Below are 12,294 nucleotides of genomic sequence, written 5' to 3' on the forward strand. Positions count from 1 at the left end.
TTTATGACTTGTCCCGAAAACAAGAATAAGGACCGCTCATGTTCGATATCAGCACATTCCCCACCGCCGATGCCGTGCGCCGGGCGGCGCAGCTTAATCAAGAAGACTACCAACGCCTCTATCGCCAATCGATCGAGCAACCCGAGATCTTCTGGGCCGAACAGGCCAAGCGCTTTCTCCACTGGATGACCCCGTGGCATACCGTTCAACACTCGGACATCAACACCGGCGCAGCCCAATGGTTTGCCGGCGGCCAACTGAACGTCAGCTACAACTGCATCGACCGTCACCTGGCGCAACGCGCTGACCAGCCAGCGTTCATCTGGGAAGGCGACGATCCTGCAACGTCTTCCAAAATCACCTACCGCCAACTCCACCAAAACGTCAGCCGCTTGGCCAATGTGCTGAAAAGTCGTGGCGTGAAGAAAGGCGACCGGGTGTGCATCTACATGCCGATGATCCCGGAAGCCGCCTACGCAATGCTCGCCTGCACACGCATTGGCGCCGTGCATTCGGTGGTGTTTGGCGGGTTCTCGCCGGACGCCTTGCGCGATCGCATTCTCGATGCCGACTGCCGCACGGTCATCACCGCTGACGAAGGCGTACGCGGTGGCAAGCCGGTGGCCTTGAAAAAAAATGTCGACAAGGCCCTGGCCAGTTGCCCGAACGTCAGCACGGTAGTCGTGGTGGAGCGCACCGGTGCGGACATTACCTGGGTAAAAGACCGCGACCTCAAGTATCAACAGGCCCTGGAGGCCGCCAGCGACGACTGCCCGCCGGAGCCAATGGACGCCGAAGACCCGCTGTTCATCCTCTACACCTCCGGCAGCACCGGCAAACCCAAGGGCGTGTTGCACACCACGGGCGGCTACCTGCTGCAAGCCGCGATGACCTTCAAGTACGTGCTGGATTATCGCGACGGCGAAGTATTCTGGTGCACCGCCGATGTAGGCTGGGTCACCGGCCACAGCTATATCGTCTACGGCCCGCTGGCCAATGGCGCCACTTCGCTGATATTCGAAGGCGTGCCGAGCTACCCGAGCAGCTCGCGTTTCTGGCAGGTGATCGACAAGCACAACGTCAATATCTTCTACACCGCGCCCACCGCACTGCGCGCCCTGATGCGTGAGGGCCACGGCCCACTGGAGAGCACCTCGCGCGCCAGCCTGCGCCTGTTGGGCAGCGTCGGCGAGCCGATAAACCCGGAAGCCTGGGACTGGTATTTCAACGCCGTGGGCGAGCAGCGTTGCCCGATCGTCGACACCTGGTGGCAGACCGAAACCGGCGGCATCATGCTCAGCCCGCTGGTCAGCGCCCAACGGATCAAACCGGGTTGCGCAACCCAGCCGATGTTTGGCGTACAGCCTGTGTTGCTCGACGAACAAGGCAAGGAATTGAGCGGCGCCGGCAGTGGCGTACTTGCCATCAAAGCCAGTTGGCCTGGGCAAATCCGCAGCATCTACGGCGACCCGCAGCGCATGATCGACACCTATTTCAAACCTTACCCCGGCTACTACTTCACCGGCGACGGCGCACGGCGCGATGAGGACGGTGACTACTGGATCACCGGGCGCATTGATGATGTTATTAACGTGTCCGGCCACCGTATCGGCACCGCCGAAGTGGAAAGCGCGCTGGTGCTGCATGACCAAGTGGCCGAAGCCGCCGTGGTCGGCTACCCCCACGACGTTAAAGGCCAAGGGATTTACGCCTTTGTCACCCCCATGAATGGGGTCGAGCCCAACGACGCGCTGAAAAAGCACCTGCTTGATTTGGTCAGCCAGGAAATCGGCAGCTTTGCCAAGCCGGAACTGATCCAATGGGCACCCGCCTTGCCGAAAACCCGTTCCGGCAAGATCATGCGACGGATTTTGCGCAAAATTGCCTGCAACGAACTGGACAGCCTCGGCGACACCTCAACCCTGGCTGACCCCAGTGTCGTAGACGGTCTGATCGACAAACGCCTGAATCGATAGGAACCCCCGCGTCGCCATGGAATTTATCCGCAGCCGCATCGAAACCCAGCTGATGAGCCTCACCGGTCTGTCACTGGGCCAGTTGGACCTGGAAAACCCCAAGGGCGACCCAGGCCTGTTCGGACCGGACTCGGTCAGTTGGCAAGTCCATGGCGACTTCAGCAGCATGCTCATCGGCGGCATCAGCGCGTTGATGCTGCAAGCCTTGCACCCGCTGGCCCTGGCCGGTGTGTGGGACCACTCCAACTTTCGCCAGGACATGCTCGGACGCTTGCGGCGGACCTCACAGTTTATTTCCGGCACCACGTTCGGTTCGCGCAAGGACGCCGAATGGCTGATTGAGAAAGTGCGCACCATCCACCTGCAAGTGGTCGGGCACGCCCCGGACGGCCGAGCCTATGCGGCCAGCGACCCAGAGCTGCTGACCTGGGTGCATGTGGCGGAAGTCAGCAACTTCCTCGCGGCGCACCTGCGTTATCGAAACCCGCACCTCAGCGGGCGGGATCAGGATCGCTACTACTGCGAAATCGCTCTGGTCGCCGAAAGGCTTGGCGCGCGACATGTTCCGCGCTCACGGCAGGAAATTTCGGATTATCTGGCGCGCATTCGTCCGCAATTGCTGTGCGACGAGCGTAGCCGCGAAGTGCTGCGCCTATTGGTCAATGCACCCGCCCCCAGCACATTGGCCAAACCCTTTGGCAGTTTGATGATGCAAGCAGGGATCGACCTGCTGCCGGACTGGGCCAGCACGATGCTCGAACAACACCAGAGCCCGCTGCAACGCCAGATGATCCGCGCCGGGGTCAAGCGCAGCGCGCCGTTGCTGCGTTGGGCGATGCGCAATGGTTCGGTACAACGCGCCCATCGGCGGATGGGGTTGATGTAGGCCAGCGCCTATAGCTGTTAAACTCCGCGCCCCCATTTACAGCAAGGCGCGCTCCATGACTCCCTTGAATCAGGCGCTGCGCGCCGCCCTCGACCACCGCCAAGACCTGATCAACGAGCTGCATGCCCAGGGCACCGACTGCTACCGGCTGTTCCATGGCAGCCAGGAAGGCGCCGGTGGCCTGACCATCGACCGTTATGGCCCGCAACTGCTGGTGCAAAGCTTCCATCAGTCCCTGCACACCGAGGAACTGCTGGACCTGTACCAACAGGTCAATCAGTTCATGGGCCTGGAATTGCAGCTGGTGTACAACGACCGTTCCCGCGGCAACTCGCGAATCGACCGCGAAGACACGGTATACCGCGCCGAACCCGCGGCCCTGGAAGACAAGGTCGGTCACGAATGGGGACTCAATTACCGTGTACGTGGGCGCCACGCCGGGCAGGACCCGTTGCTGTTCCTGGATTTGCGCAACACCCGTGGTTGGGTCAAGCACCACAGCGCCGGCAAAAGCGTACTCAACCTGTTCGCCTACACCTGTGGCGTAGGCTTGAGCGCAGCAGCCGGTGGCGCACGCGAGGTGTGCAACCTGGACTTCGCCGAGGGCAACCTGGCGGTCGGTCGCGAAAACGGCTTGCTCAACCCGCACTTGCCGACCATGGACTTTGTGCAGTCCGACTACTTCCCGGCAATTCGCCAACTGGCGGGTTTGCCGATCACCCAGCGGCGTGGCCAAAAGCTGCCGAGCTATCCGCGCCTTGAGCAACGCCAATATGACCTGGTACTGCTCGACCCTCCGGCCTGGGCCAAGAGCGCATTCGGCACCGTTGACCTGTTGCGCGACTACCAGAGCCTGCTCAAACCCGCGTTGCTGGCAACCGCCGACAATGGCGTGCTGATCTGCTGCAACAACCTCGCAAAAGTCAGCATGGATGACTGGCGTGAACAGGTGCTGCGTTGCGCCGAAAAAGCCGGCCGCCCGGTACGCGACTGGCAAATCATCACGCCGGGGACGGACTTCCCGTCCCAGGACCAGCAGCCGCCCCTGAAAACACTGATGCTGCAGCTGTAAGACTTGTCTCAATAGACCCGCTTCTTCGGAACCGAAATCCCGTGCCATACTCCAAGGCACTCTCGTTCGACATAGATGGCGTCACCCATGCCCAAAGGATTGATTCGCGCCATAGGCGCCTTGTTGACTGCCCTTGCTCTGTACAGCTTGCTGGGCTTTTTGATTCTGCCGGGCATCGCCCTTCGTGTAGCCAACCAGCAACTGGCCAATTACGCCACGGTGCCGGCGCGGATCGAACGTATCGAGCTCAACCCGTTCAGCCTGGAGCTGACACTGTGGGGCTTGAAGATCGGCGAACCCGGCAAGGAACAGGTGGGTTTCGAGCGTCTTTACGCCAACCTGCAGATCGACAGTCTCTGGACGCGCGCCCTGCACCTGGCAGACGTACAACTGGACCAGCCCAAGACCGAACTGCTGTTCGATAAGTCCGGCCAACTGAATCTGGCGCAACTGTTCAAGCTGCCGCCGAGTGAGCCGACGCCGGCCGACCCGAATGCCAAACCTTTCCCGCTGCGTATCGACAGCATCAAGCTGGCCGGCGGTTATGTGCACTTCAAGGATCTGCGCCCGAGCGAGCCGATTGAGTTCCTCTACAACAAACTCGACTTCGAGCTGAAAAACCTCAGCACCTTGCCGGAAGACAATGCCGACATGACGCTGGTGGCTGCCGGCCCTGAAGGCGGGCAAATCGACTGGAAAGGCAACTTCAGCCTGGTGCCGATCACTTCCGAAGGCACGCTGAAAGTCACCGACGGTAAAATGAAAGCCTGGTGGCCGTATGTACGAGATGCCCTGCCATTGGTGCTTGAGAACGGTGTGCTGAATTTCAGCACCCACTACAAGTTCAGCCTAGCCAAAGAAACCGAGCTGAACCTGACCAACACGTCCGCCAGCATCGCGCCCTTTGCCATCAAGGCACCGGATGGCCGGCCATTGGTGCGACTGGAGCGCCTGGATGTCAGCGACACCACTGTCGACCTGGCCAAGCAGCAAGTGATTGTCGGCAAGATTCGCAGCAACAAGCTGGAAACCTGGGCGGCCCGCGAAGCCGACGGGCAACTGGATTGGCAAAAGCTGTTTGCCAGCCAACCGAGCAAACCGGCCAAGGCACCGGAACCCGCCACTGCGCCCGCCACTGCCGACTCGCCAAAAGCTGCACCGGCAGCCCCCAGCAAACCCTGGCAAGTGCTGCTCAAAGACGTGCAACTGCGTAACTATCAGGTACACCTGGCTGACCGTCAGGCCAAACCTGCGGTCGCCCTGGAACTGGGCCCGTTGAATGTCGATGTGCAGAACTTCGACAGCCTCAACCAGAAGCCCTTTAACCTGAAAGTCGACACCGGGCTGGGCAAGCAAGGCAAGATCCAGGCGGTCGGCGAGGTCAACCTCAGCCCGGTCAGCGCCAAACTGAAAGTGAATACTCAGGATATCGACCTGCGGGTTGCCCAATCCTATATCAGCCCGTTTATTCGCCTGGAACTGCGCAGCGGCATGTTGGGCAGCAATCTGGATGTGAACCTGAAAAACACGGACCCACTGGCCTTTCAGGTCACCGGCAGTGCCCAGGTCGATCAATTACATACCCTGGACACCCTCAAGAACCGCGACTTCGTCAAATGGCAGCGCCTGATGCTGGAGGGCGTGAACTATCAGCACGGCGATAGCCTGTCGATCGACAAGGTCAACCTGCTGCAGCCTTACGCACGTTTCATGATCAACGATGACCGCACCACCAACATCGATGACTTGCTGATCCCGCAACCGGCCGACACTGGCAACAAGACGGCAGCCAAGCCGGCGGCCAGCAAAGAGAAGCCACTGGGCATTCACATTGGGCAGGTTGCGATCAATGATGGCTCGGCCAACTTCGCCGACTTCAGCCTCACGCCCAACTTTGCCACTGCCATTCAACAACTCAACGGGAAGATTGGCACCATTGACAGCCGCCAGGCCAAACCGGCGAGCGTCGACATCAACGGTAAGGTAGATCGCTACGCCCCGGTGACCATCAAGGGCAGCGTCAACCCATTTGACCCGATGGCGGCGCTGGATATCGCCACCAGCTTCAAACGCGTTGAACTCACGACATTGACGCCGTACTCCGGCAAGTTCGCGGGCTTTCGCATCCGCAAGGGCCGCCTCAACCTCGACCTGCACTATGTCATCACCAAAGGCCAATTGAAGGCCGAAAACAAGGTGGTGGTCGAACAGCTGCAATTGGGTGAGAAGGTCGACAGTGCCGACGCCGTGGACTTGCCGATTCGTCTGGCAATCGCCCTGCTCAAGGACTCTGACGGCAAGATCTCCATCGAACTGCCGGTAACTGGCGACCTGAATAACCCGCAATTCAGCGTGATGCCGATTGTGTGGCAGACCCTGCGCAACCTGGTCGTACGCGCGGCAACGGCGCCGTTCAAGTTTATCGGCGGGCTGGTAAGCGGTGGCGGCTCGGAAGACCTGGGTAATGTGTCGTTCGCCGCCGGTTCCAGTGAGTTGAACAAAGACGCCGAAGGCGCCCTGAATACCCTGGCCAAGGCGCTGAAAGAGCGCCCTACCCTGCGCCTGGAAATCGAAGGCACGGCGGCTGCCAGCAGCGATGGGCCATTCCTGGCCGCAGAACGTCTGGAGCGTGAATACCAGTACAACTACTACAAGATCCTGCAGCGCCGTGGTGACAAGGTTCCAGCCCAGGCCTCGCTGCTGGTTGTACCGGAGAAAGAAAAAGCACCGTTGCTCGAAGGCATCTACCGTACTCGCCTGAAACAACAGCCACCGGCAGAATGGAAGGACCTGAGCAGCGATGATCGCACTGCGAAGCTCAAGGATGGCTTGATCAAGTTCTGGAGCGCCAGTGACGTGCTGCTGCGCCAGTTGGGCCAGGACCGGGCCAGCACCATCAAGGACTACTTGGTGGACAAGGGTAAACTGGAAGATGACCGGGTTTACTTCATTGACGCCAACCTGGGGCAGGCAGAGAAGGATGGTCGTGTGGTAACGCCGATGCATCTGGATGCCGAGTAACGCCTGAGCGACATCATCCGAATGTGGGAGCTGGCTTGCCTGCGATAGCATCACCTCGGTTCAACTGAACGACCGAGGTGACTGCATCGCGGGCAAGCCAGCTCCCACGTTCATGTTTGTCGGGCTGGTTTTATTCCAGCCCACAATAGAACAGGCCCCGACACAAGTGCCGGGGCCTGTAATGACCACATCCGTGTGGTCGGTCGCATGAACTCAAGAGGTGCACCGGGTGGATATCTAGCTCACCCTGAGCCGCCGCCGCCCAGTTCAGGCGAAAAGTTGAGCGTTACTCTGCTTTCAGGCCATCAGCCGATACAGCTTTAACGCCTTTGATTTGCTTGGCGATATTCACTGCGGTGGTTTTCTGAGCTTCAGTCACTGCGGCCGACGAAGACAGGGACACTACACCCTTATTGGTTTCGACTTTGATGTCGGTGCCAGGAATGCCTTTCTCGGTAACCAGGTCAGCTTTCACTTTGGTGGTGATCCAGGTGTCCGAGGTGGTCTCTTTTGCGCCAGCAGCGGCGCTTTTGGTTTTGTCGACGTTATCTGCTTTAGTCGCGCCACCCGCCATCAGGCCGTCAGCGGACACGGCAGTAACGCCTTTGATTTTCTTGGTGATCGCTACAGCAGTGGCTTTCTGAGCATCAGAAATGGCGACTGTCGAGGACAGGGAAACCACACCTTTGTTGGTTTCTACCTTGATGTCCGAGCCAGGAATACCTTTTTCAGTCAGCAGATCGGCTTTGACTTTGGTGGTGATCCAAGTGTCCGAGGTGGACTCTTTGGCTTTGGTCATTTCGCCAGCGGCCAGGGTCATTGGCGCTTGGGAAGTCTGAGCAAAGGCCACGTTAGCACCCATGGCCAGGGTCAGAGCGGTAGCAGTAGCGAGAGCGAACTTCTTCATACGAGTAACTCCTGTTTTATTGAAAGTCTGCAGTGTGTGAACGTTGATGCTGCAGCGTTAACAGGGTTATTGCAGGCACTGTGCCAAGTCCTGCAACCGGATATTTTCCTTATAAAACAATAACTTAAAAAAACAGCCGATTCGCGGAATCGTGCAAGTTGCATGAAACTGATCGTGCCTGCGTGCAAGTTGCGGCTTTTTTGAATTAACTAAGCGACTGATTTCCCGACATTTTCCTGCGCGCATAAAAAAAGGACTCCGAAGAGTCCTTTTTCAGCTTAGAGCAAAGGGGTAATTAAACGCCCGAAGCCTTGGCTGCTGCTACGTCCTTGATGGACAGCTTGATACGGCCGCGGTTATCCACGTCCAGTACCAACACTTCCACTTCCTGGCCTTCTTTCAGAATGTCGGTCACTTTCTCAACACGAGCGTCGCTCAGCATGGAGATGTGAACCAGACCGTCTTTGCCCGGCAGGATGTTGACGAATGCGCCGAAGTCGACGATGCGCTCAACTTTACCGACGTAGATCTTGCCGATCTCGGCCTCAGCGGTGATACCCAGAACGCGCTGACGTGCAGCTTCTGCAGCTTCCTTGGTTTCGCCGAAGATCTTGATCGAGCCGTCGTCTTCGATGTCGATCGAAGCCTTGGTCTCTTCACAGATCGCACGAATGGTCGCGCCGCCTTTACCGATAACATCACGGATTTTGTCGGTGTCGATTTTCATCGCGATCATGGTCGGAGCATTTTCCGACAGTTCGGTACGGGACTGACCAATGATCTGGTTCATCTGACCGAGGATGTTCAGGCGCGCTTCCAGGGCTTGGCCCAGAGCGATTTCCATGATTTCTTCGGTGATGCCCTTGATCTTGATGTCCATCTGCAGCGCGGTAACACCTTTGGCGGTACCGGCTACTTTGAAGTCCATGTCGCCCAGGTGGTCTTCGTCACCCAGGATGTCGGTCAGGATGGCGAACTTCTCGCCTTCTTTAACCAGACCCATGGCGATACCGGCAACCGGTGCCTTCATCGGGACACCAGCATCCATCAACGCCAGGGAAGCACCGCAGACCGAAGCCATGGAGCTGGAGCCGTTGGACTCAGTGATTTCCGACACAACACGGATGGTGTAAGGGAACACGTCAGCAGCAGGCAGCATGGCTGCAATCGAACGACGAGCCAGACGGCCGTGACCGATTTCGCGACGACCAGCACCACCCATGCGACCACACTCACCAACCGAGAACGGAGGGAAGTTGTAGTGCAGCATGAACGGGTCTTTTTTCTCGCCTTCCAGGGTGTCCAGCAACTGTGCGTCACGGGCAGTACCCAGGGTTGCGACGACCAGAGCCTGAGTTTCACCGCGGGTGAAGAGCGCCGAACCGTGAGTCTTCGGCAGAACACCCACTTCGATGTTCAGCGGACGTACGGTGCGGGTGTCGCGGCCGTCGATACGTGGCTTGCCGTTAACGATGTTTTCGCGAACGGTGCGGTATTCGATTTCACCGAATGCAGCTTTGACGTCGCTGGAGGAAGGCTGGCCTTCTTCACCGGACAGCTTGGCCACAACCTGATCCTTCAGCTCGCCCAGGCGAGCATAACGGTCGGCCTTGACGGTGATGGTGTAGGCATCGGAGATCGCTGCGCCGAACTCGGAGCGGATAGCGCCCAGCAGTTCAGTCGCTTCAGCTTGTGGAGCCCAGGTCCAGGTTGGCTTGGCGGCTTCAGCAGCGAGTTCTTTAACAGCGTTGATTACAACCTGGAACTCGTCGTGAGCAAACAGTACCGCGCCCAGCATCTGGTCTTCGGTCAGCTCTTTGGCTTCCGATTCAACCATCAACACAGCTTCCGAAGTACCGGCAACGACCATGTCCAGGCTCGAAGCTTTCTGTTGTTCGTAAGTCGGGTTCAGCAGGTAGCCGGTGCTTTCGTGGAACGCAACACGGGCAGCGCCGATTGGACCATCGAAAGGAATACCGGAAATGGCCAGGGCAGCCGAGGTACCGATCATCGCAGCGATGTCCGGATCGGTCTTCTTGCTGGTGGAAACGACGGTGCAGACAACCTGCACTTCGTTCATGAAGCCTTCTGGGAACAGCGGACGGATCGGACGGTCGATCAGTCGGGAAGTCAGGGTTTCTTTCTCGGAAGGACGGCCTTCGCGCTTGAAGAAACCGCCAGGGATCTTACCGGCAGCGTAAGTCTTTTCCTGGTAGTGAACGGACAGAGGGAAGAAGCCCTTGCTTGGGTCCGCGTGCTTGGCGCCAACAACAGTCACCAGTACGGTAACGTCGTCATCAACGGTGACCAGCACTGCGCCGGAAGCTTGACGGGCGATACGGCCTGTCTCGAGGGTAACGGTCGACTGACCGAACTGGAATTTTTTGATAACCGGGTTCACGGTGTCCTACCTTCTTTGTGGCTCTTGGGGAACTTGTCTTCTTGCGAAATTCTTGGGCAATGTCGGGAATCGGCCCGAGCCTGGTCCAGGGTAAAACGTGTATCCAGATAAAACTTGAGGCTGGGAGCCTGCCATGGGCCAGCGGGAATCCCACTGACACACGGCAGACAACCAACCTCTAGCGCAATCGCTTATTAGCGACGCAGACCCAGGCGACCGATCAGAGTCTGATAACGACCCAGATCCTTGCCTTTCAGGTAGTCCAGCAGCTTACGGCGCTGGTTTACCATGCGGATCAGACCACGACGGGAGTGGTGATCTTTACCGTTGGCCTTGAAGTGACCTTGCAGCTTGTTGATGTTGTGGGTCAGCAGTGCAACTTGCACTTCTGGCGAACCAGTGTCACCAACAGCTTGCTGATAGTCAGCAACGATTTGTGCTTTTTCTTGAACGTCGAGAGCCATGAGGCAATCCTTTTTTCAGGAAACCACCCAAAGGGCAGTTTCAACAGGCCAGGGACAAATCCCTGTATCTAAAAATGAGTGTTGACCGTGCCTGTTAACAGCCACACTCGTCCGGTCATTCTGACCGAATTAGTCGACGTGGCGCGATGCGCCCGTCTTCGCTCACTTCACCGATACCGATAAAGCGACCGTTATGATCTTGTACCCGCACCATACCGAACTTCGGAGCGTCCGGAGCGCGTACCGGCTGGCCGTTTAGCCAGTAGAACGCGCTGTGCTCCGAGAAGTGCAGCAATGGCCAGTCCAGCAAACCGCTGTCCGATGGCATCAGGAAGCGATCAACTGCTTCATTGCCGCCTTCGGCATGTACCGCTTCCAACTCTTCCAGCGTGACCGTCTGGGCAAGGCTGAAAGGCCCTGCCTGCGTGCGTCGCAGCTCTGCAACGTACGCGCCGCAACCGAGCTGTTCACCAATATCTTCCACCAGGGTACGGATATAGGTGCCTTTGCTGCAATCCACGGCCAAGCGGGCAGTGTCGCCCTCACAGGCGAGCAATTCCAAGCGGGCAATAGTAACAGAACGCGGTTCGCGCTCCACTACTTCGCCCGCACGTGCCAGCTTGTAAAGAGGCTGCCCATCACGCTTGAGCGCCGAGTACATCGGGGGTATCTGACTGATTTGCCCACGAAAACCGGGTAAAGCAGCTTCAATATCAGCACGACCAACGGTCACGTCGCGAACCTGCAAAACATCACCCTCGGCATCGGCCGTGGTGGTGGTCTTGCCCAGTTGCATCAGGGTTTCGTAACCCTTGTCGGAATCGAGCAGGTATTGCGAGAACTTGGTGGCCTCACCAAAGCACAACGGCAATACGCCGGTGGCCAAGGGATCGAGGCTGCCGGTATGCCCGGCCTTCTCGGCGTTGAGCAACCAGCGAACCTTCTGCAAAGCGGCATTGGAGGTAAAGCCAATGGGCTTGTCGAGCAGAATGATGCCGCTGACGTTGCGACGGATACGTTTGACCTGAGCCACCGCTTACTCCTTGGCGTCTTCAGGTGTGGACGGGTGCTGGCTGTCTTCCGCCACGGCGCGCTCGATCAGTGCCGACAGGTGCGCACCACGCACGACGCTTTCGTCGTAGTGGAAATGCAACTGAGGCACGCTGCGCAGCTTCATTTCACGGGCCAACTGCATGCGCAGGAAGCCTGCAGCCGAATTCAGCACCTTGATGCTTTGCGCGATTTCTTCGCTGCTGTCCTGCCCCATCACGGTGATGAAAATTTTCGCGTGACCAACGTCACGGCTCACTTCAACGGCGGTGATGGTGACCAGGCCAACGCGTGGGTCTTTGACTTCGCGACGGATCAGCTGGGCCAACTCGCGCTGCATTTGATCGCCGATACGCTGGGTACGGCTGTATTCTTTTGCCATGTCTTGTTACCTGTTACTGCCACACGGTGAAACCCGTGGGGTCTGAAAGCGGCAAACGCCCGGCCTGACAAAAGCCAGACCGGGCGTTGCGTTTAGAGTCCGTACGCTGCGCGGGGCATCTGCATGCCCACACGT

General features: G+C 58.4%; 9 protein-coding genes. 4 read left to right on the forward strand and 5 right to left on the reverse strand.

Annotated elements, in window-relative coordinates:
• Positions 1 to 38 precede the first annotated feature (38 nt).
• From acs to CPH89_RS05620, 4 genes are all read left to right on the forward strand, one after another.
• Positions 39 to 1,976 carry an acetate--CoA ligase gene (gene acs / locus CPH89_RS05605; protein WP_053258066.1) on the forward strand — a complete coding sequence of 646 codons (1,938 nt, stop codon included), beginning with the start codon at positions 39 to 41 and terminating at the stop codon, positions 1,974 to 1,976.
• Positions 1,977 to 1,992: 16 nt separating this feature from the next.
• Positions 1,993 to 2,862 carry an oxygenase MpaB family protein gene (locus tag CPH89_RS05610; RefSeq protein ID WP_053258067.1) on the forward strand — a complete coding sequence of 290 codons (870 nt, stop codon included), beginning with the start codon at positions 1,993 to 1,995 and terminating at the stop codon, positions 2,860 to 2,862.
• Between the two features lie 55 nt (positions 2,863 to 2,917).
• A complete protein-coding gene (locus CPH89_RS05615) occupies positions 2,918 to 3,934 on the forward strand; it encodes a class I SAM-dependent rRNA methyltransferase (protein ID WP_053258068.1) in 1,017 nt (338 codons plus the stop codon).
• 87 nt (positions 3,935 to 4,021) lie between these two features.
• Positions 4,022 to 6,955, forward strand: coding sequence for a DUF748 domain-containing protein (locus CPH89_RS05620; protein WP_053258069.1), 2,934 nt, complete (start codon positions 4,022 to 4,024; stop codon positions 6,953 to 6,955).
• A 286-nt stretch (positions 6,956 to 7,241) separates the two neighbouring features.
• Here the strand turns inward: CPH89_RS05620 and CPH89_RS05625 are convergent, their stop codons facing one another.
• The 5 genes from CPH89_RS05625 to rbfA all read right to left on the reverse strand — a co-directional run bounded on the left by CPH89_RS05625 (position 7,242) and on the right by rbfA (position 12,159).
• Positions 7,242 to 7,862 carry a BON domain-containing protein gene (locus CPH89_RS05625; RefSeq protein ID WP_053258070.1) on the reverse strand — a complete coding sequence of 207 codons (621 nt, stop codon included), beginning with the start codon at positions 7,860 to 7,862 and terminating at the stop codon, positions 7,242 to 7,244.
• A gap of 295 nt (positions 7,863 to 8,157) precedes the next feature.
• A complete protein-coding gene (gene pnp, locus CPH89_RS05630; protein WP_053258071.1) occupies positions 8,158 to 10,263 on the reverse strand; it encodes a polyribonucleotide nucleotidyltransferase in 2,106 nt (701 codons plus the stop codon).
• Positions 10,264 to 10,457: 194 nt separating this feature from the next.
• The gene (rpsO, locus tag CPH89_RS05635; RefSeq protein WP_003177875.1) at positions 10,458 to 10,727 is read right to left on the reverse strand and encodes a 30S ribosomal protein S15; all 270 of its coding nucleotides are present in this window, start codon (positions 10,725 to 10,727) and stop codon (positions 10,458 to 10,460) included.
• 115 nt (positions 10,728 to 10,842) lie between these two features.
• The gene (truB, locus tag CPH89_RS05640) at positions 10,843 to 11,760 is read right to left on the reverse strand and encodes a tRNA pseudouridine(55) synthase TruB (RefSeq protein ID WP_003235022.1); all 918 of its coding nucleotides are present in this window, start codon (positions 11,758 to 11,760) and stop codon (positions 10,843 to 10,845) included.
• A gap of 3 nt (positions 11,761 to 11,763) precedes the next feature.
• On the reverse strand, positions 11,764 to 12,159 hold the full coding sequence (gene rbfA, locus CPH89_RS05645) for a 30S ribosome-binding factor RbfA (RefSeq protein WP_016973761.1): 396 nt from the start codon (positions 12,157 to 12,159) through the stop codon (positions 11,764 to 11,766).
• Between the last annotated feature and the right edge of the window lie 135 nt (positions 12,160 to 12,294).

The sequence above is a fragment of the Pseudomonas fluorescens genome, from assembly GCF_900215245.1.
In the GTDB taxonomy this organism is placed as follows: domain Bacteria; phylum Pseudomonadota; class Gammaproteobacteria; order Pseudomonadales; family Pseudomonadaceae; genus Aquipseudomonas; species Aquipseudomonas fluorescens.